The organism is Candidatus Binatia bacterium (assembly GCA_029243485.1).
Taxonomy (GTDB): Bacteria; Desulfobacterota; Binatia; order UBA12015; family UBA12015; genus VGTG01.
Map to the genome: position 1 here is coordinate 1 of JAQWRY010000048.1, position 20156 is coordinate 20156.

Annotated in this window: 22 protein-coding genes, 1 tRNA gene and 1 pseudogene; 8 read left to right on the plus strand and 16 right to left on the minus strand. The window is 64.1% G+C overall.

Annotation, left to right across the window (positions count from 1 at the left end):
- Positions 1–93: 93 nt before the first annotated feature.
- A complete protein-coding gene (locus P8R42_13570; protein MDG2305644.1) occupies positions 94–1788 on the minus strand; it encodes a DUF3556 domain-containing protein in 1695 nt (564 codons plus the stop codon).
- A gap of 104 nt (positions 1789–1892) precedes the next feature.
- Between P8R42_13570 and P8R42_13575 the strand changes: the two genes are divergently transcribed.
- Entirely contained in the window at positions 1893–2369 is a 477-nt protein-coding gene (locus tag P8R42_13575; protein ID MDG2305645.1) for a pyridoxamine 5'-phosphate oxidase family protein, read from the plus strand.
- Positions 2370–2444: 75 nt separating this feature from the next.
- Positions 2445–2750, plus strand: a complete 306-nt coding sequence (locus P8R42_13580; protein MDG2305646.1) for a hypothetical protein — start codon at positions 2445–2447, stop codon at positions 2748–2750.
- Between the two features lie 185 nt (positions 2751–2935).
- On the opposite strand, the gene P8R42_13585 is transcribed toward P8R42_13580, so the two are convergent.
- From P8R42_13585 to P8R42_13605, 5 genes are all read right to left on the minus strand, one after another.
- A complete protein-coding gene (locus tag P8R42_13585) occupies positions 2936–4852 on the minus strand; it encodes a DUF3604 domain-containing protein (protein MDG2305647.1) in 1917 nt (638 codons plus the stop codon).
- Positions 4853–4864: 12 nt separating this feature from the next.
- A complete protein-coding gene (locus tag P8R42_13590) occupies positions 4865–5254 on the minus strand; it encodes a hypothetical protein (protein ID MDG2305648.1) in 390 nt (129 codons plus the stop codon).
- 213 nt (positions 5255–5467) lie between these two features.
- Complete coding sequence (locus P8R42_13595; protein MDG2305649.1) at positions 5468–5620, minus strand: hypothetical protein; 153 nt, start codon at positions 5618–5620, stop codon at positions 5468–5470.
- Between the two features lie 95 nt (positions 5621–5715).
- A complete protein-coding gene (locus tag P8R42_13600) occupies positions 5716–6660 on the minus strand; it encodes a sterol desaturase family protein (protein MDG2305650.1) in 945 nt (314 codons plus the stop codon).
- Positions 6661–6708: 48 nt separating this feature from the next.
- Positions 6709–7428 carry an NUDIX domain-containing protein gene (locus tag P8R42_13605; protein MDG2305651.1) on the minus strand — a complete coding sequence of 240 codons (720 nt, stop codon included), beginning with the start codon at positions 7426–7428 and terminating at the stop codon, positions 6709–6711.
- A 123-nt stretch (positions 7429–7551) separates the two neighbouring features.
- On the opposite strand from P8R42_13605, the gene P8R42_13610 reads away from it, so the two are divergent.
- Positions 7552–7926, plus strand: coding sequence for a hypothetical protein (locus P8R42_13610; protein ID MDG2305652.1), 375 nt, complete (start codon positions 7552–7554; stop codon positions 7924–7926).
- Between the two features lie 136 nt (positions 7927–8062).
- On the opposite strand, the pseudogene P8R42_13615 reads toward P8R42_13610, so the two are convergent.
- The 5 genes and pseudogenes from P8R42_13615 to P8R42_13635 all read right to left on the minus strand — a co-directional run bounded on the left by P8R42_13615 (position 8063) and on the right by P8R42_13635 (position 10297).
- Positions 8063–8343 (minus strand): annotated as a pseudogene (locus P8R42_13615) (carbonic anhydrase).
- Positions 8267–8767, minus strand: coding sequence for a hypothetical protein (locus P8R42_13620; protein MDG2305653.1), 501 nt, complete (start codon positions 8765–8767; stop codon positions 8267–8269). The pseudogene P8R42_13615 and the gene P8R42_13620 overlap by 77 nt, the downstream one beginning before the upstream one ends.
- A complete protein-coding gene (locus tag P8R42_13625) occupies positions 8707–9384 on the minus strand; it encodes a solute carrier family 23 protein (protein ID MDG2305654.1) in 678 nt (225 codons plus the stop codon). Before P8R42_13625 ends, P8R42_13620 begins: the two co-directional genes overlap by 61 nt.
- Positions 9385–9386: 2 nt before the next feature.
- The gene (locus tag P8R42_13630) at positions 9387–9911 is read right to left on the minus strand and encodes a SulP family inorganic anion transporter (GenBank protein MDG2305655.1); all 525 of its coding nucleotides are present in this window, start codon (positions 9909–9911) and stop codon (positions 9387–9389) included.
- Between the two features lie 113 nt (positions 9912–10024).
- A complete protein-coding gene (locus tag P8R42_13635; GenBank protein MDG2305656.1) occupies positions 10025–10297 on the minus strand; it encodes an AsnC family transcriptional regulator in 273 nt (90 codons plus the stop codon).
- 265 nt (positions 10298–10562) lie between these two features.
- On the opposite strand from P8R42_13635, the gene P8R42_13640 reads away from it, so the two are divergent.
- Positions 10563–11810: an outer membrane beta-barrel protein gene (locus P8R42_13640; protein MDG2305657.1), complete on the plus strand. Its 1248-nt coding sequence runs from the start codon at positions 10563–10565 to the stop codon at positions 11808–11810.
- A 156-nt stretch (positions 11811–11966) separates the two neighbouring features.
- Positions 11967–12050: transfer RNA gene (locus tag P8R42_13645), tRNA-Leu, on the plus strand.
- A gap of 88 nt (positions 12051–12138) precedes the next feature.
- Here the strand turns inward: P8R42_13645 and P8R42_13650 are convergent.
- From P8R42_13650 to P8R42_13660, 3 genes are read right to left on the minus strand one after another with little or no spacing between them, the layout of a single operon-like run.
- Positions 12139–12795 (minus strand): VOC family protein, encoded by a 657-nt coding sequence (locus P8R42_13650; GenBank protein MDG2305658.1) that lies wholly within the window; start codon positions 12793–12795, stop codon positions 12139–12141.
- Positions 12796–12850: 55 nt separating this feature from the next.
- On the minus strand, positions 12851–13132 hold the full coding sequence (locus tag P8R42_13655; GenBank protein ID MDG2305659.1) for a DUF2442 domain-containing protein: 282 nt from the start codon (positions 13130–13132) through the stop codon (positions 12851–12853).
- Between the two features lie 10 nt (positions 13133–13142).
- Positions 13143–13403, minus strand: a complete 261-nt coding sequence (locus tag P8R42_13660) for a DUF4160 domain-containing protein (GenBank protein ID MDG2305660.1) — start codon at positions 13401–13403, stop codon at positions 13143–13145.
- Between the two features lie 728 nt (positions 13404–14131).
- On the opposite strand from P8R42_13660, the gene P8R42_13665 reads away from it, so the two are divergent.
- The gene (locus tag P8R42_13665) at positions 14132–15724 is read left to right on the plus strand and encodes an endo-1,4-beta-xylanase (protein ID MDG2305661.1); all 1593 of its coding nucleotides are present in this window, start codon (positions 14132–14134) and stop codon (positions 15722–15724) included.
- 846 nt (positions 15725–16570) lie between these two features.
- Here P8R42_13665 and P8R42_13670 read toward each other — a convergent pair.
- Complete coding sequence (locus P8R42_13670; protein MDG2305662.1) at positions 16571–17125, minus strand: hypothetical protein; 555 nt, start codon at positions 17123–17125, stop codon at positions 16571–16573.
- 209 nt (positions 17126–17334) lie between these two features.
- Positions 17335–18486 carry a haloalkane dehalogenase gene (locus tag P8R42_13675; GenBank protein ID MDG2305663.1) on the minus strand — a complete coding sequence of 384 codons (1152 nt, stop codon included), beginning with the start codon at positions 18484–18486 and terminating at the stop codon, positions 17335–17337.
- Positions 18487–18549: 63 nt separating this feature from the next.
- Here P8R42_13675 and P8R42_13680 point away from each other — a divergent pair, with 63 nt between their 5' ends.
- Positions 18550–19260 (plus strand): TetR/AcrR family transcriptional regulator, encoded by a 711-nt coding sequence (locus tag P8R42_13680; protein MDG2305664.1) that lies wholly within the window; start codon positions 18550–18552, stop codon positions 19258–19260.
- Positions 19257–20138, plus strand: coding sequence for a hypothetical protein (locus tag P8R42_13685; GenBank protein ID MDG2305665.1), 882 nt, complete (start codon positions 19257–19259; stop codon positions 20136–20138). The genes P8R42_13680 and P8R42_13685 overlap by 4 nt, the downstream gene beginning before the upstream one ends.
- The last annotated feature ends 18 nt before the right edge of the window (positions 20139–20156 follow it).

Genomic DNA, 20156 nt, shown 5'->3' on the forward strand with positions numbered 1-20156 from the left:
TGTTTAGTCGCGGACGCGAACTTTTCGGGCCGAGCTGAAATTCCACCGCGACTAAACAAAAATCGCGAGACTAACCAACGTCCCCTCCCTCCCTCAGAGCCAGCCGGAGCCTACCTTCAAGGCTTCGGCGTATTTGCCGGTTGGGTAGGGGGTTACTTCGAGCATGTGGCTGATCTCGGTGCGGCCGGCGGCGTGGAGACCGGTCCTCGCGTCGATGACACGCCAGGACATGGTCGAGCCAAAGAGGGGCTGGGACTCGACCACTACGACGCGGACCTCACCCTCCTCGAAGTCACATTGGGCCTGCACAGCGTGGAGAAGCTGAGTGCTGTTCAGGTGACCATCGCCAAAGTTCCAGCCGATGATCGAACCGCCGAGAACCTCGCCCTCCATCCACTCATACTGCTCGATGTCGTCGACGGCCCTCGGAAGCGCCTCGAGCAACGGGCGGCCCTCGATGTGCAGAAACCGGTGCGCGAGGGACATCGCCAGCCCCATCTCCACCTGCTCCTCGTCGTCCAGCATCTTCTGGAGTTGCTGACGCATCGTCCCGGCGGGCTTCGTGAGCTTGTCGAACTTGTGCATCGCCTCGGGGCGCACCAGCCAGATGTTGTACGCCCAGTTCCCGGCGTAGTAGCGCATCGACAACAGGAACGAGACGTTCGCCGGGAAGAAGTTTCCGAAGCACGGGATCGCGAACGTCCAGAGAGATACGAAGAACGCGAGCAACGGTATCGAACCGATCGGCAGAACGCCGACCTCTGCGTGATAACCGAAGAGGAAGATGCCGCCGTAGATCATCAGGATGTTCCACTCGACGGGCATCCCGCTCGGGTTGTTGGCGCCGATGAAGCTGTGGAACCCGGCCATCAGGACCAGCCCGAAGAGCGTGAGCATCCCGCCGTCACTCGACAGAAGGATGACCGGAATCATGTACTCCACGAACGTACCGGAGTGCGCGATGAACTTCGCGAAGGTCGACGGCCGCAGGTCTCCGATGTAGTCGACGAACAGCTTCTTTTTGAACCACTTCGGCGCGAGCGGCCCGTTGTTCACCATGAACATGATCACGGATGGGAAGTGATGATTCAGCTTCGACGTCGCCGCCCAGAACCAGATCGCACACCAGACGGCCTTCGAAACGGAAACCCAGAGACCGGCGCCCGTCGCGAACGCAAGTCCGACCAGAACTACCCAGTAGTGCTCGGCGCGAGCGGCGAGAAAAACCGTTTTGTCGGTCAGCGCGAAGACGGCGACCAAGATCACGGTCGGCAGGACGAGTTCCGGCGTGACGGCCGGCGCTACGAGGGCACGCAAGAGCGACACCATGAGTGCCGCGAAGAGGAGCACGTCGAACCAGTTCCGCTGGATCCCACCGATGAGGGGAATCCGGTTCGACAAGGGCATCTTCGTGGTCCCCGGCCGAAGGAAGTAGAGAAGCCCACCGATCGGCGGATTGAAGCGCGCATTCATCGGCCCAGACGCACAGCCGAGGCCGATGACCTCATAGAAGAGCGCCCAGATGATCGCCTTCTGAAAGGCGACGTCGGTGAAGACCCACTGCCCGGACCAGAAGCCCGGGTAGTTCTGCGAGAACGAAGCGAAGAAGGCCCATCCGCCCGCGAAGAAGAGGATGTACTTCAGCCAGTACATCACCAGCACGATCGGCGGATTCGGCGCGACCTGCGCGGCCCACATCCGACACACCAACCGAACCTTCTCGGCAAAGGGGGCGGAGAGGATCCGCCTCGGCTCGTAGGGAGGAAGATCTTTGTCGCCGAAAGTCATCTCGCCATGGTTCTTATAAAGTACGCACCGGCCTGGCCAGCGCTGCCCGCGGAGTCCCTCCCGTGCCTCGCGTTCCCTCCAGCGGCGGAGTAGACGTCGGGGCCATGAAGACCGCACGATTCGAGGACATCGCCGACGAGTTCAAACGCCGGGTCGAGCACATCGTCTGGTGCAGCGCGACCACCGTGGACACGCGAGGCCGCCCGAGATCCCGAATCCTGCACCCCGTCTGGGACGGTCCGGTCGGCTGGATCGCAACGGGGCGTCATTCGCTCAAGGGAAAGCACCTGGCGAAGAACCGGTTCCTCTCTCTCAGCTACTGGACGCCCGAGCAGGAGCAGGTGCACGCGGAGTGCGCGACCTCCTGGGAGGAACGAGTCGAAGAGAAGCGGCGCCTCTGGGATTTCTTCAAGGAGCTCCCGGCCCCGGTCGGTTACGATCCGGGCCTCTTCTTCCAGGGCGGCCCGGAGGATCCCGAATGCGGATTTCTGCGCCTGGACCCGTGGCGACTCGAGCTCTGGTCGCTGAACGATCTCATCACGGGAACCGCACCGCAGGTTTGGCGCCCTGCTTCGAGCTAGCGAACCGGCAACGGTTTCCACAGTGAGGAAGCTCGTCCTGCTGTTCGTGCTTTCGCTGCCGCGGCAACGCTCGCCGTGGCGGAGCACCACAGACTTCTGGTCTACGCACTCGCGCTCTCCGGTCCACTGCCGCTACTCGATGCGACCGACGAGGGGCCCGAGGTCCGTTGGTTCGACGACTACTTCACCGTCCAACCGCGCGACGAGCGCACGTTCGCGATCGCCGAGCCTCGCTTCTTCCAGCAGAACATCAACTACCTCATCGTCGGATCCGGCCGGGCGATCCTGTTCGGTGCGGGGCCCGGCATCCGCGACATCCGCCCCGTCGCACAGTCCCTCACGGGCCTCCCGATCACGTTCATCCCGTCCCACTTTCACTAAGATCACACGGGCAACGAGGTGACGTTCGAAGATGTAGCCGTCGTCGATCTTCCCTAGCTTCGCGAACGCGCACCGGACGGTCACCTCGAGCTCACGTTCGACGAATACCTCGGCGTCGCGGAGGGCATCGATGCCCCGACGCTCGAAATCGACGAGTGGTTCCAGGACTGGTCGGGCTCAGGCCACTAGCCCTGCGTGCGGTACCAAATCGGCGAGCTCCAGGCGCGCTCCTGGATCTCCTTGGGGTACGTCGGATCACAGCAGCCCTCGCCCGAGTCCGGGATCGTCGACGGGTCGTCGCAATCCACACCCTGCGCGTTGCAGATGAAGGTGCTCCACCGACACGTCGGCACCTCGAGCACGCGCGCGTAGTAGTAGGAGGGCGCCTTCGCGTCGAAGTCGGGATCGGCCCACACGGTACACAGCGAGTCGGACCCGCCACCGGAGATCTCACACGAGGAGGTGTCGACCGTGCCTACGCCCGCCTTGCCGGCGACGTCGTAGACCTGCTCGCGAATCTCGTCCCCATCGAGCCAACCCTTCACGATCTGAATTCGCTCGAGCGGCGCACTCGGCGAAACTTCCGTACCGGCGTCGCGCAACGCTTGAACGACAAAACGTGGCGCGCCGCCTGCCTCCGCCGGCGTCGCGAGATCGCTCCCCATCGGCACGCCACCAGCGTACCCGATCGTCGCGAGATCCCCGTCACAGACGTCGGCCGGGAAATCCCAACCGCCAAAGAAGCGAACCGTGATCCGAGGACCACTCGTCGCGTAGGCTTCCCGACGACGCATCGCCTCGAACAGCGAGTCCCGCGAGTTCTCTTCCGCCCACAAGACGGCCAGGCCACCCGGGTTGTATTGAATGTTGTCGGGAAGCCCAACCGGCTTTCCATCCGCGCGCACCACGCCGGCGCCACCGTGTCCCTGATGGGTATTCTCCGCGACCGCGCCCGGCGTCCCCAGGTGCGTGTCGGTGCTCCCGATGAGTCCGAACTTGAACGGGTTCGCGCCGAGCTTCTTCTCAAGCAGCAAACCCTGGCCGAGACCCGTCCGAACGAAGTTGGTCTCGGTCGGTGTGAAGACCTGCGTCGGATCGAACGCACCACCGAAGCGATCGTACGGTAGCTTCTCGTATCCGCACTGTTCGTCGTTTGTGCCGATGCCGGTCTGACACTCGGACTCACCCTTGTGCTGCATGATCTCGACGATGGGCTCGTACACCCCACGCTTCTCCGCGTACTCCCGACCGAAGTCCGGGCGATCGCGCTCGTGCTCGAGGAACATCAGGCCGCCGCTGATGTTCGAGTTGTGCGGGATCGCGAGAACCTCGCACCCTTCCACACCTTCGACGCACACCTCGTCCAACTGCTGCCACATGTCGCTCGGGTACGGCGCCTCGATGAAGCCCACCGGCAGATCCGGAACGTTGTCATTCCGGAAGATGACGTTGCGATGCAGATTCCGCGTACCCGGGGCGCCGGTCCATTCGTAGGCGACGAACGTCGTGAAGGAGCATGCCGACGTCCGGTCATAGGCCTCCTCCGCCGCCTGTTGGATCTCCTTCCAGGGCCCCCGTGAAGCGTCGAGGCACGTCGCGGCACCCTCCCCACAAAAGTTGAAGCGCGTCGGCGCGCCCACCCCGAGAATGTCGCCACCGAAAAGGATGAACCCCAGACGAGGCCACTTCCGATAGATCGTGCAGACGAGCGAGTCGTAGCCTTCCATCCCCGGCGTCTGGCAGATCTGCACCTCGCCGAGGAACTCGGCGTGGTCGGTCACGGCCGTGAAATCCAGCGGTCGGTCGATCTGCGACGAGCGCATCGCCTCCCCATTCGCGTCGTACGGCTGCAGGCCTACGCGCTCGCCCCTCGCGAAGCGATACGCATCCCCAGGGCGGTTTCGGGTGTCTTGGGCAGCCGCATCGAACGAAAGCGCAGTATGAACGTGCAGGTCACCGAAGAAAGGACGACGATTCGCATCGTAATCGGCGCACGCTTCACGCTGCTCGGTGCGTCGAATCGGCGCGGCATCCGCGACGGCCTGTAGACCGACGAGGACCGCGAGCACGACGAGTGCGGAACTCCAACAAACTCGATTCATCACAATTCGCCCTTAGTAGACGCCGAGCAGGTTCACCGGGGCGCCCCGTGCGATGACCGGCGTCTGATAAACCTGGAAGAGAGACACGACGACGAGCGCGACGACCACAAGCGCGACCCCCGCCACCGGAACGCGCCCGCCGCCGACGCGAGCCAGCAACCCCGCGATCACTCGAGAGACCCCGTAAAGCACGGCCAGCCAGACCAAACCCTGGACGGCGAAACCGAGGAAAGCGAGCTGCGCCCCGGGTCCACCTTCCGCGAGCCACACGGGGATCAGGTAGGCAGTGATTTGAAGGAGAGCGAAGGTCGGAACCCTCCCGCCACCGAGGAACCACATGGGAATCGGCAGAGTGAAGAGGAGTACCACCCAGAGAATGCGGCGCGACGCGATCGTGGACATCGGCGGCGTATATCCGGTTCGCGAGTTGGCCGCGAATGGGCGGTTGGGACAAGATTCGCGGTGCGATCTACGGGGGCCCGGAGTGATCGCAGTCGACACGAACCTTCTCGTGTACGCCCATCACCCGGACAGCCCGTTTCACGACGAAGCACGGGGGTGCATCCGAGGCCTGGCGGAGAACCGAGCCCCGTGGGTGATCCCGTCGCCGTACATTCACAAGTTCATCGCCGTCGTCACGCACCCGCGCATCTTCTCGCCGCTCTCTGCCAGGCACATGGCGTCCGCGAACTGTGGACCGCCGAGCGGGACTTCGGGCGCTTCCCGGGGCTCGTCGCGCGCAACCCGCTCGGCCAGGACACCATGCACGAACGAAACTCCGGCTACAGGCGCCGCCCAAAGGGCGGTGCCCCCCGAAGACGAGCCGTCCGAGCCTGACCACAGAGCGGCGAACGCCGACGCCCCTAGAGAGCAGCCGCCTCGTCCGCCCCTGCGAGCGCTCGCTTCACGTCCGCAACGGTCTTCCCATTCCCGTCCGGCGCCCAGCCCGGCGGCCGGAAGAGATAGCCCAAGCGCTCACGCCAACTCCGCGCGCCGCGGACGTCCCGCCAGAGCAGTCGAAACTCGCCGAAGTGCAGATCGACAAATCCGCCCGTATCGACGTCCCGTGTGATCCCGTACTGAACCGGATCGTCATCGCGCAACGGCTGCAGAGTGCCGAGCAGCCAATCCCACAACAACGTGATCGAGTTGTAGTTGGTGTCCATGTAGCGAGCGTTGCGGCCGTGATGAACGCGATGATGCGCCGGCGTTTGCAGGAAGCGCTCGAGCACGCCATAGCGCCCCCTCCGCACCACGTCGTCACTGATGTGCAGAAAGCTCCCGTACACGACGTCCACGAGATTGATCGCGACGCACATGAGCGGCGGCACGCCGCAAAGCGCGGGGAAAAACCCCATGAAGACCGGAAAGTAGAAAATCGTCTCTGCGAAGTGATGATTCGCGCCGACCAACATGTGCATCGACCGAGGCGCGTGGTGAGGCGAGTGCATACACCACAGAAACCGCACCTTGTGCGCACCCCAATGCTGGACCCAGTACCAGAACTCGTAGACGACCCAACCGAAGATCCACCACGGCCACGTGAACCCACCCTCGATCGGGCTGAGCGCCGCGCCGCCCTCGGCCAATAGTAAAATACCAAGGGTGATCCCGACACCACCGAGCACGCCGCCGACCACCCCGCCGCTCAGAACCCCCAGGCCGCACGCGCGCGCTTCGCGTAACTTCAGGTCCCGGTTCCGGAAGTGCACCAGAAGGAGTTCCAACGGCAGGTATAGGAACGTCGCGCCCAGTGCGACCGGCGCGACCTGCGCGATGGTTTGGTTCAGAGATTCGGCATTCATCATCGGAGTCCCGCAGTTTTCCGAGCGCCACGCTTCCAGTTCCTCAGGATACTAGCCGAGGCCAGAATCCTCGAACAGAAACCCCTGCTTCGTCATCGTCAGGCGGTGACGCGGACCAGCCACCGACGCATCGAGCGTGGCGTAACCGGCGTCCCCGTCCCACATCACGGCCATCCCGCCGTCAGCCTTCGCGATCTGGGTGACGTAGTGACGTGGGCCGCCCGCGGGCACGAGCCCGCGGAGTGCGGCGTCGACGCTCTCGTGCTCGGCGAGGTAGTGAAGTGTCACGTACGTCGGCGGCACGAGCTGGATCTCTTGCGCACGGTGCTTCGCGAGCGCGTCGGAGGGCCGCATCCACTGGCTGTCGGTGATTTCGCCGTCGTCGATGGCAACTTCCGCGTCGGGAGCCCGCGCTGCGAAGAACCACGTACTGTAGCGTCGGATCTCCACGGGCGGCGGCGTCCAGTGCGAGAACCACACCAGAGTCTCTGAGGCGACGGAGAGGTCCGCCTCTTCGGCGGCCTCACGCACCGCCGCAACGCGCGCACGCTCCTCGTCCGACTTCCCGGGAGCGTCGTCATCGTCGACGCGCCCACCCGGGAAGACCCACATTCCTCCGAAGGCGATCTTCGAGTTCTTGCGCAGCATAAGGGTCTCGGGCCCCTTTGCGGTGTCTCGCAGAAGGATGACCGTTGCTGCGGGGACGATGACCGTAGCGTCGCCTTTGCCTCCCGCAATTCGCTCATCGAACTTGTCGCTATCGCCGCTCATGAAAATCTCCCGCTTGGAATGATCGAATAGGTACGAGTTCCCTGCGGATTCCACAATGTTCGATCGGCGCCCGCGGCGCATGGCCCCTCGGGGCGAGCGGTTTGTCGAATTGGAGTGCGGGCGATGGACACGCTGAGTACCTTCCTCGCCGACGCGGCCGATTTCGAGAAGACCTTCGCGGACGGCGATCGGTCGCGCCTGACACCGTACTTCGCGGACGACGCCATCTACCGCGTCGAGTCCAACGTGAGGGGCTGCGAGTTGACCGGGCCCGCCAGCAATTCTCGCGGGGATGAAGAAGGTCCTCGACGGCTCCGATCGTCGTCTGGAGACCCGGATCATCAACGTCACCGGCGGTCCGACCGCCGACGGAGAAGAGAGGACCGTCTCGTGGGCGGTGACGTACACGCACGAAGGCCTGGCGCCATTCTCTCTCTCCGCGGCGAGTCCCTGTCACGCGCGCACGACGGCAAGATCATACTCCTCGTCGATCGCTAAACTCCGGAGATGGACGAAGAGTCAGGCGTGTGGATGCGAGACTCCGTGCTGGGGTTGGACCCGTCGTACGTGCAGCTGCGCCGCAGGCAGAGTGTACGAGAACGAGCTTCGAACCCACGACCTGACAAGCGCACTACAGACTACCGAGAACGTCTTTATTGGCGCAGTTGCCGCGAACCGAATGCTGAAGGCGTCGCCCAGCCCAAGGTCAAAGACCAACTCGGCCGAGGTACGCGAGTCCCTGCACCTCAGGATCGCTGCAAACGGCCACTGGCCGCCCCGGGTCTCGTTGACCTGGCGCCGCGGATCCCTATCGGCGTGTCGTCCAGCTACAAATCGGTCATTCCCCTCCCGGAGGAGTTCCAACGCCCGCTTCGCCGTCATCGGCAACAGGGACTCCGGGTTTTGTGTGTGCATGCGGAGAACTCCTGTCGATCTCGCCCATGCGGCCAACGGGCGATGGTTCGCTCTCCACGCGCTCGACGGAGATGTTGCGGGCCGGCGCGGATTCCTCGAACTCGGCAATGGCCTCGAGGACGTCGTAGGCCACGTGGAACGACCGTGAGCTGTCGATACATACGTGCACCCCGTCCGGCATGTCGGCGAGGGACCGGATGATCGCCCCCTTGTTCAGGAACGTGACGTCTTCCGCCAAATGTATCGAGACAACGCGTCTGCCCGTGGCCGACTGGCTCTCCGAAATGTGCAGGAAATGCGAATTCATGTAGCTGCGCGATAGGATGACGAACACCGAGACAGCCATTCCGAGTCCGATTCCGGTCAGAAGGTCTGTGAACACGATCCCAAGAATCGTGACGATGAACGGGGCGAACTGATCCATACCGCGGTTGAAACGTCCATGAAGAGGGCCGGCTTCGAGAGCTTGTAGCCGACGACGAACAGAATGCTGGCGAGTACCGCGAGCGGCACCAGATTGAGCACCACGGGGAGGGCTCCGACGGCCACCAGAAGGAGCACGCCGTGAAGGATCGCTGAGAGCTTCGTGCGGCCGCCCGATTGTATGTTCGCGGAGCTACGCACGATCACCTGCGTGATCGGAAGGCCGCCGATCAGGCCGGAGATGATGTTGCCGCACCCCTGCGCAACGAGTTCGCGATTGGCGGGAGTCACTCTCCGCTGCGGGTCGAGCTTGTCGGTTGCATCAACGCAGAGCAGGGTCTCGAGGCTCGCAACGCCGGCGATCGTCGCGGCAGTGAGGTAGACCGCCGGATTGGCGATGTGGGTCCAATCCGGCAGAACGAGGATCCTTCCGAAATCGGCCCATTCGGACGCGACGGGAACGCTTACGAGATGGCTCGTGCCGAGGGCGATACCCGGTGCCAGAAGTGACGAGAGAAGCTGGAAACAGATCCCAAAAGCGACGGCGACGAGCGGCCCCGGCAGACTCCGAAGGCTAGGACACCGTCGCGCGAAGCAGGCGCTCTCCCAAAGGAGCAGGATCAGGAGCGCTCCAACGGAAACGAAACGGCACTTGGCTCGAAGTCACCGAGCATGGCTCCGAACGCCGAGATCGTCGTTTCACCATCCGGCTGCGCGAACGCTAGATCTCCCTCTGGATCACTGTCGTGACCAAAGGCGTGGGGAATCTGCTTCAGGATGATGATCACGCCGATTCCCGCCAGCATTCCCTTGATGACCGAAGACGGAATGAAATACGCGACCACGCCGGCTTTGGCGGCGCCCAGTCCGATCTGGATGACTCCGGCCAGCACGACCGCGACTAGGAACCCGGGGAAACCCAGGCTCTGAATTGCCCCGAACACGACCACCGCGAGGCCCGACACACCCAAAGGGGAACCGCTAATGCTACCCACCACGATGCCACCAATGATGCCGGCGATGAGGCCGGAGAAGAGCGGTGCTCCGCTGGCAAGGGCGATACCGAGACAAGGCGGGACGGCGACGAAAAAGACCACGACACTCGCAGGAGCGTCGTGGCGGATCTCACCGAGGACTTTCTTCATCAGATGCTCTCCGGGCGCAGACGAGTTGGAACGTCGTACGTCTGCTTCGAGCGGAAGGCGCTGCCTCTCGGGTGCGGTGGGCGTCGCAAGCCAACAGATTAGGCCGACCTAATTCAGTTTGCGGGCGCGGCCTTCTTCGCGCCGCCACCGCCGGGTAAAGAGGCGAGGTCGATCAGGTCACCGATCGTTCGGTGCTCCTCGATCGGGTGGCGTAGCTGCAAATCTCGATTGATCGAGTACCTGTTGCGTCGCCCCTTGCGACGCCGGGAGATGACGCTCGCGGCTCCCATCTCCGAGAGGAGCCGGTGAACGGCCCGCTCCGTGATGCCGACACGCTCCCCGATGTCCCGCAGGCGCGCCTCGGGGTCTTGGGCCAGTGCGAGCAAGATTGTGCCCGTAGTTCGAGAAGAACGTCCAGTTTTGGGTCGTGGATCGATTCATCGGGGCCCCCGGACGGCGGGCCACAGATGTCCAGAATATAGGCAGGTGCCGCGATTCTAGGCAGCTGGAGCGACGTCGGTCGAACCTGGCCGAAGGATTCGCCCTACCTGTGGGCGCTTGGGGTACCGGCCAGTCGGGCATCGTCTTTGCATTATTGGCACCTGCGAGCCGTCGATGACGACGGAACTCGATCCAAGGGAGACCGGTTAGATGAGTCACGACATTCTACGTGTATGCACCGCGGTGGTGTTCTTGATTGCGGGTGCCCAGACGGCATTCGGCGAGACGCTCGGATCCGAAGGCATGGAGACGGGGGCTACCGAAGTTTCGGGTGCGCAGACCGAGGAAGCCGAGGAAGACTCGCGCTCCCTCGGGAGCGACTACTACGGCTCCGAGCCGATGAAGTTCCTGAGCAACGACGGTGAGGGCTACACCCTGAAGGGCGTCCTCAACGACGAGAGCTGGCTCAACTTCGGTGGTTGGGCGTCTCTGGGCTACACAAGCCGCTCGACGGGGATGTTCAACTCGGATCCCAGCCGCATCAACAACCACCAGAGCTGGTTCTTCCTCGAGAAGGAGGCCGACGGCAGCGAAGGGTTGGATTGGGGCTTCCGGTTCGACGGCATGTACGGCACCGATGCCGGAGACACGCAGTCGTTCGGCAACCGTCCCGGGAACTGGGACTTCGAGAACGGCTTCGACCGGGGCGGCGGGTACGGCTTCGCCATCCCTCAGCTCTACGCGGAGGTAGCGTACGAGGACTTCTCGCTGATCGGCGGCCACTTCTACACGCTGCTGGGCTACGAGGTCGTGACGTCGCCGGACAACTTCTTCTTCAGCCACGCCTTCACGATGTACTTCAGCGAAGCCTTCACGCACACGGGCGCGCTCCTCAACTACTCGGGCCTCGACATGTTCGAGTTCTACGCTGGCTGGACGGCCGGCTGGGACACCGGCTTCGACCAGTTCGGTGGCGGGAGCAGCTTCCTCGGTGGAGCCAGCTTCACGCCGATCGATGAAGTGTCGGTGACCTACATCTTGACGGGGGGCAACCTCGGCGCGATCGGGGACGGCTACTCGCACAGTATCGTCGTGGACACAGCCCCCCTGCCGGGCCTCAACTACGTCCTGCAGAGCGATTACCTCACGACCAACGAGGACGTGCTCGGCTCGGGCAACGCCGGTTACAGCACGATTGGCATCAACCAGTACCTGATGTACTCGATCTTCGACGAACTCGGCGTCGGTGCTCGCGTCGAGTGGTGGAAGCCCAACGGTGTGTCGTACTACGAGGCGACGTTCGGCCTGAACCTCAGGCCGCTCCCGAACCTCATCATCCGCCCGGAAGCCCGTTGGCAGTGGAGCCCCGCCGCCAACGACGATCCCGGGCGCAACGTGGCCGGGCTGCCTGTGGACGAGGGTGCGATCCTCGGAATGGATATGATCTTCACGTTCTGAGAACTCTCTGACTCGGGGCCTTACGACCCCGCTCAGCGCATTCGGTGCTGAACCGCCCCGAGAGGCTTAGCCTCTCGGGGCGTCGTTCGTTTGGGCGGCGGATCCCGCGCTGGCAAAGGCAACTACGATCCCGTAATCCACTGATCTCACTCACTGGCCGGAGTGGCGGAATTGGCAGACGCGCCGGACTCAAAATCCGGTTCGGGCAACCGAGTGTGGGTTCAAGTCCCACCTCCGGCATTCGAAAGAGCGCGTTGGACGTCCGTCCGGCGAGACTGACACGCGGTCGCCTCGGTCACCACGAATCCCCGTCCAGATTCGTTCCGAGTCACGCAGAGCCGCGACCGGCGGCGAGACGAGCCAAAGTCGCGTGCAATCGCCCCAGGTACGAGACCGGCAGGGTCTCGGGGCCGCGCGGAGAAACCTCCGGCCAGCGGATCAGCTCCTCGTGCGGCACCCCCGCGTCGAAACGCGCACACAAATCTTCGGGGTCGAAGTCCACGCCGATCGAGTTGGTCGCGAAGTCCGGTCCGTACAGGAAGGCGTTCAGCTCCTCGGCGGTCGCGAAGTTGTCGACCTGAAGCTCGACATGGTTTCCATCCGGATCGCCGTAGTACATCGACGTCGTACCACCGTGGTTGATGCACCACTCCGGCCGGATGTCGACGGCCGTCAGTCTGCGGTAGGTGTGGATCAGGTCGCCCAGACTCTCATACGAGAACGCCACGTGCTCGACGCATGCCACGAAGCCGGGACGGTCGAGCAAGCCGGGCATGTGCGCGATGGCGACGCGGTGGTGCTCCTCGTCGTAGGTAAGGAAGGTGATCTGCTTCGTGGCGAAGGCAGTTTCAGCTTCGAGCACCGTCTCGTACCACTTCACCATCTCGTCGTAGCGACTCGTTCGCATCACGGCATGCGCGAGCTTCACCGGAGCGATCCGTCCACGCTCTCGCGCGGGCTTGGGTAGTTCGGTTTGTGGGATCACCTCCGAGTCTCCTTCGCGTCAAGAAATGGCCGCTTCGACACACCGATGACCGCGGCTACGGCAGGGCGGCCGACGGGACCTGCTGGTCCGACTCGGCCGGTGGAGGGCCACCCCAGATGACCATGTCGGGACAAAGGTCCGCGCCGCTGGGCCAAGAGAGTGCACCATCGGTCACGCGAACCTCTTGGAAGCGCTGCGGGTCCGCCGCGATCGTCTCGAACACGGGTCCCTGGAGCAGCGCCGAGAGATCACGCTCGATCGTCGTTCCGTCGGTCAACGTGAGCCGCACCCGGCAGCCTTCGAGTGGCTCCACGTCCCTAATGCGAAGAAGCGTCATTGGTTCACCTCTACTCAAGCGGCTGGATGGGCTGCGGCAGCTCACCCGACCGGGCCAGTTCCCAGTCTCGGCGCAGCTCGTCTCGGTGAAGCACCGCCCACTCCAGAACGAGGGCGAGCGCACGCCTAGGCAACTCTCCCCGGAGGACGTCGAGAGTGTCAATGCGGATGAGAGCCTCGTGCTCTTGATAGACCGCGTGGAAGTGCGCGGGCTCATGATCGTTGAAGAACATCCGGATGACGATCCCGAAGAATCGGCTCAACTCAGGCATCTCGAGATGGATCTACCGTCAAAGGTGCACTCGGTGCCAGGGGCGGTGGAAGCCGAACCATTCATGTCAGCACTTTGCGTCAGCACTCGATTTCAGGACTAGTCGCCAATCTCGTAACCCCCTACCGATACTGAAGAATCATCGCACGTCACGACGCACTCGCTCTGCACTCAAAATCCGGTTCGGGCAACCGAGTGTGGGTTCAAGTCCCACCTCCGGCAGTCGGAAACCCGCGTCCCGCGCGGGTTTTGGAGTGCCAACGGGCGTTGAGGGCCCCCGGGGGGCCAGAGAAACCGGTCAACCAAGTGTGGGCCAATTGCCCACAACGGAACTCTCTGAGGAGGTCCTTGGAGAAGGTTCCCAGGACGACACGCAGAGGAAGGTACTTCCTTTGCTCTCCGTTGATCTCGAGGTCTAGATCCCGGCTACCCCTGCGATCCTCGGTCCCGAGGCCAAGGGAAATACCAAGGAAGGCGAGGACGAGTATCGGGTGGATAGGATCGAGATCTCGAACGCCACGTCGATGGGAAGACGGTCGATCGAACCCTTTCTCCTCCATCCGCTGGAGCTACCGAGATCTCTTCCACAGGGCTCGGTATCCCGGCCCTTCCATGCGTCTGTATCGCGCCAAGACGACTCAGGAATCGGAAGGGCCAGCTTTCCGGACACGACGCCCGAGTCCATTCCAAGGTTGCGGCGCGCGCGCCCCACGACCTAGACTCGGGCAGATGCTGCGCGTCCTCCTCCCCATCCCTCTGATCCTCCTCTTGTCTCCCGCGCTGGGGCATGCGGACGACGCGGCGCTCGCGGCGTGCGGAGCGGCAAAGGTCCACGCCATGGCGCGAGCGTGCAGCGACCTGCTCTCGGCCGAGGCACGGTTACTCGCAACGGGAAACGCGGAAGGAAAAGTTCGACGACTCGCGAAGGTGCGTGGCCGAATCGTCGAGACGTGGGCGAAGGCCGAGGCGCAGGCACCGGATTCTCGGTGCGCCACCTTCACCGCGAGCCCTGACGGCGCGGTCGACTTCGTCGATTCTGTGGTGTCGGAGATCCTCTCGTCGGTGCCCGTCGCATCCTGTGGCGCGAAGCTCGGACGCCGCCTGCGCCGACACTGTCGCAACGCGGTCGAGCTGGAAGTGGACGAACTCCTCGCACCGGCGGGCGCGGCCGACGAGCGCACGAAGGTCATCGGAAGAATTCGCACGCTGCTCTCACGGCGGTGGCCGGTCAAGGGCTGCGGGACTGGGCCCGACGCGAACGAGGTTACGCGCGCCTTGTTCCGCCTGGCGGGGGCTGCCGCCGGCCAGGGAACGACGCGGGGCATTCGCGAGCTCGCCGACCAGGTCGGGCTCTCCATAGGCGTCGCAATCGAGCCGGGGGAGGTCGCGACCGATCCGGACTACCAATCGGCGCTTGTTCGTGAGTCCAACTCGCTGACGGCAGAGAACGTGATGAAATGGGGCCCGACGCAGCCCGGACCGACGCAGTTCAGCTTCGCCGGCGCCGACCAGATCATGGCGTTGGCCGACGCGGAGAGGATGCGGGTTCGCGGGCACACCCTCGTGTGGGGGGCGCTCCAGCTCCCGTCATACGTGCAAAACGCATCGACCGCGGCCGAACTGCGCGGCTACATGTCCGACCACATCGCCGGGGTCATCGGCCAATACGCCGGCCGAATCGCGCAGTGGGACGTCGTGAACGAGCCGCTCAGGTCGACGGTCGACCCGGCGACTCCAGACGGGCTGGATGACAACATCTTCACGCAACTCATCGGCCCAGGTTACATAGCCGAGGCGCTTCACCTCGCGCGGGCCGCCGACCCGACCGCCGGGCTCTTCGTGAACGAGAATGGAATCGCGGTTCCGGGCCCCCGTCAAGACCGCTTCTACCAGCTCATCGTCGACCTGCTTGCGGCTGGCGCGCCCCTGGACGGCGTTGGCCTCCAGGCGCACGTGGGCCTGACCCCGCTCTCGGCGTATCCCACCCGAGACGTAGTCGAGACGTCGGTGCGACGCTTCGCGGACCTCGGACTCGACGTCGAGATCACCGAGCTCGACGCGACGGTCCTGTTCCGTCCGCCGGACCTGGCGTTGGCGTTCGCGATCCAGGGGCAGGACTATCGCGCCTACGCGGACGGTTGCTTCGCCGTACCGCGCTGCACCGGAATCACGACCTGGGGCCTGAGTGATCAGTACACGTGGCTCCGGACGTTCTTCGGCTTCGACGACTACCCGCTTCCGTTCGACGACTTCTGGAATCGCAAGCCGGCCTACTTCGGAATGCGCGGCTCGCTTCTCGGACGCCTGCTCGCGGACTCCTGATTCGCACCCTGCGGAACCCCGTCGTGTCCGGAAACCCGATCCTCGCCGTCAGGCGGCCTCGCGATAGTAGTGGTTCAGGACTCCGCCGAGACGCTGGCGATGTAGGACCTGCCCATCATCCGCCGGCGTGTCGTCAGACATGACGATCGAGCTCCCAAGTCCCTGATGGCGTCCTGTCCGGAAACTCGGCCACTTCCATATCTCTGGCCCCCCGGGGGCCAGGCTATGACCCACTGGGACACGCTCAGACACACTAGTCCCCGAGAAAACGTAGTCTTTTCAACCCGAGGTGTGGGTTCAAGTCCCACCTCCGGCAGTCGGAAACCCGCGTCCCGCGCGGGTTTTGGAGTACCAACGGGCGTTGAGGGCCAGCGGGGGGCCAGAGAAACTCTTCAACCGAAGGTGGGACAGTTGCCCACAACGGAGGTTGCTGAGGAGCTCCTTCGAGAACGACACGCAGAGGAAGGTACTTCCTTTCCCTCCGTTGATCTCGAGGGTCAGATCCCGGCTACCCCAGCGATTCAGTTCTCCGAGGCCAAGGGAAATACCAACGAAGGCCAGGACGGGGTATGCTGGGATGAGATCGAGGCCCCCGCTCGGGCTCCGAAGGGTTGGCCGAGTTCGACGCGAGGGAGGACCCATTCCAGACAACCCTGAGGATCGGAACGACCAACTGCGTCGTACTGATCGCACCACAAGTTCATTGCTTTCCGAGCTTGGAGCTCAGCCCGCAATTCTGCGCTACCCAGAAGACGAGCCGCGCGCCTGGTCTTCCCCGATCTACGTCGACTATGCCCCGCCCCAAGCACCCATTGCGCGGCTCTCCCCTACGACGCGAAAGAACGGTTAGGGTAGCCCCGGAACGGGTCCTTGGAAGGAATCCTGGTTGTCGGTTCGGATCACGAGAGTCTCGTCGAACAGCTCGATGATCAAGGTATCCGTCGGCGTGTAGTCGACCAGACGCCAGGAGTCGGGAAGGGTCGGCTCGTCGACGGTGCGGGTCGCGTCCCGACCGTTGCGGAAGTAAGCGTCGCCCTCGGGCGAGACCAGGAGCAGGATCGGGCTCCCCGCCTCGACGGTGTACTCGTGGTACTTGCGGACGCGCACCGCGGTCAACTCTCCGTCACCGCCGATCGGAACACCGATTTCGACCACGGTAGCCGCATGCAACCACAGAAAGCCGAACAGCTCCTCCAAGGTAAACTCTCCCTCTATCGCCTCGGGTGAACGAAGGAAGCGGCTCGAGATGCCGCCCGGGCCCGCGCCGCCGTCCTCTCGAGGCTGGTTCTTGATCCAGTTGTCGGGCAACTCGAGGGCATCGAATTCCTCGCGCGTGATATCCCCGGTGTTGACCCAGGCCTTGAGGTTTCCGTTGGGAAGGCGTTCGAGGATCTCCGGCATGCCCCCACGGGTCGGCGGAGAACGCGATCGTCTTGTTCATCGCGGCGATCTTGAACTGGTGGGGACCTCGAGAATTCGGGTTTCCCGCGATCTCGAGCATGTCGCGGCGGCTGCGATAGCGCATCATGCCGACCATCGTCCATCGATCCGGGATGCCGAGGACCGCGAGAAAGCACGAATGGAGTCGCTGCGTCATGGAGTCTTCCCGATTAGTCCCGCATCCACTCGATGAGGCGGCGGGCGATGTCGGCGCCCTTGTCTTCTTGCAGGAAGTGGCCCGCATCGGGGTAGGCGTGATGAGGCTGGCCGACGGCACCGGGCACGGTGTCCCGCATCTCCCCCTGGGTAGCGTCACTCCCCAGGTTCAGGTCCAGCCGTCCCGCGATCGTGAGCAGCGGCTTCTCCCATGCGTCGAAGACGGCGCGGGCGGCGAGGTTGTCCGGCTCCTCGTTTACCGTGACGACGAGCGATGGGAACGTGCGCGGCGCGGCCATGTAGACGTGCGCCGGGAACGGGGCATCGTAGGCCGCGAGCTCCGCGTCGCTGATCTCCGCCTCGACGGCCACGCGCATGATGAGGCTGGGCCTGAAGTCTGGGTTCAAGAGAGAGTATCGGATCCACCGGCTGAAACAGACCGTCCGCGATTCCTGACAACCGGCCTGGCTCGGCACGGTCGGGTCGGGAACGATCGTGTCGGGAATCGTGAAGAGAGTCCGCATATCGAACGCGGCGGGAACCACGGGCAGCTGCGTGTTGGCGACGACGACGCGCGCGAACCGCTCGGGCCGATCGCCGACGACCCGGAGCCCGATCAATCCGCCCCAGTCCTGACAGAACAGCGTGACGTCCTCGAGGCCGACGACGTCCATGAACTCCTTGATCCACTCGACGTGACGAAGGTACCGATACGTGTCGAGCGCAAGCGGCTTGTCGGACCTCCCCATCCCCACGTGGTCCACCGCGATCGCGCGGAACCCGGCCGCGGCGAGCGACGGGATCATCTTTCGATAGAGATACGACCACGTCGGCTGGCCATGCAGCATCAAGACCACCGGTCCATCCCGGGGCCCCTCGTCGACGTAGTGCATCCGCAGACCGTCGACCTCCGCGTAGTGCGGCGGAAACGGGAAGTCGGGAAGATTCGCGAAGCGCTCGTCGGGCGTCCGAACGAACGGGACGCAGTCGTCGGTGTACCGAATCGTGGCTCCGGCCAAGTCGACGCCCGGAGGAAGCTCGGCCGGAGGGCAGCGCGGCTCTGTCGAACCATCGCCACATGCCCCGGCCAGAGCGAGGAGAGCGAGGAGCAGAACGCGCATGCCTGTGTGGCGGCACGAATGGAACACAAGAAGTCGCTGCGTCATGGAGTCTCCCGAGGTGGTTTGGGGGCTGCACAGGTTCTGATACAGTGTTATCAAATTAGTGCAGTGTCGCAAATTTCTGAAAATACCCCGTCTGGCCTGCGGGAGCGCAATATCGAAGCGCGTCGCCAGCAAATACTGAACGCGGCGCGCGCCCTGCTCAGTCGGGGTGGCCTCGCCGCGCTCTCGATGCGCAAGCTCGCCGAAGAGGCGTCGCTCAGCGTCAATACGCTCTACAATCTCTGGGGCACGCGCGAAGAGATCCTGCGCGCGCTCACCCTCGACGCTCGGGACCGGATGAAGGCGTCGCTCCCGATCGACGCATCGCCCGACGACCCGATCGAACATTGCCGAACACTGACCCGGGCGACGGTCCGGGAGATGTGCCGCCAGCACGAACTCTTCCGGCCCATGATCCTGGCCTGGCTCGAGGGGGAGATCGCCGGGCGGCCGTCACCGATCGAGCCTGCGGCGCACGCGGTCGGAATGCTCTCGCAAGTCATCCAGAACGCCCGAGAGCGTGGCCTCCTCGACTGCCCAATGAAGTCCGAGCAGATCGCGTGGCAGATCCAACACGGCGCTCAGTTTGCGCAGGTTCAGTGGGCACTCGGCCGCATCGACGATGCTCACTTCGAAGCACGAGTCCTCTACGGCGTGAACCTCGCGTTTCTCGGGATCGTCCACGAAGAACGTCGGCCGGAGATCCGTACCAAGCTCAAGGGCCTCGAGCGGAAGCTCCGGATGTTGCCCGTCGGAACCGCGGGAAAGACCAAATGAGCGCCGACGCCTTCTCGGCGTTTCCGGACGGTGCGCCTGTCGCCCTCCTCGACCTCGTCAAAACGAAGAGCCCGGACACGCGTCGTGCCTTCGTCGCGTCGGTCGAGCGGCTCGCCGCGGAGGCCGGTGGTCGCGTGATGCTCGCAAACGTTCCAATCGCCCCGATGATCGTACCCGACGAGGAGGCCAGGAGATCGGATGACGCCATAGGCCTACTCGTCGTCACCCAATACCCGACAAGGCAGGCGGGCCAGATCGCTATCGCGAAGAGGAACGATCAGGGCACCGAGCTCTCCAATGACGAGGTTCGAACCTACGCGGCACAACCGGTAGGACGCATCGAGTCCTGGATCGGCCGAACCCTGCCCTACACGCTCGGTCTGCTGAGGCGCGAGCCCGTACCCAAGATCGATGGCGCGGAGGCGCTCGACGCGATGATCGGGCGCGCCCTGGTTCTAGGGGAACAGCCGGATGAAACACGCTGGGCCAGATTGGCAGAGCGGGCGGGCGACCGACCGATCTGGATGCTGAACTTCCTCGAGTTCGCGAAGACCGCCGTCTACGCGGGCGACGCGCAGGACACCGCCCCGTCCGCCCCGATTTCAGGCGCCCGCGCCTATCGGCTCTATGGAAGCGGCATGATCAGTTCCCTTGCCGCCGTGGGGGGACGCGTTGCCTGGTCGGGCTCTAGGATCGGCCAACTCGCGGGCCCCGATGATGGCCCGTGGCACCAGGTCGCGATCGCCTTCTACCCATCGGCGGCCGCCATGATGACGATGCTGGCCCAGCCAAAATACCGGGCGGCGCACGTCCACCGCGACGCGGCTCTGGCACGCACCCGGCTACTCGCCACCCAACCGATCGAGAGACGGGCATGAGCCGGGCGCGACTCCGAA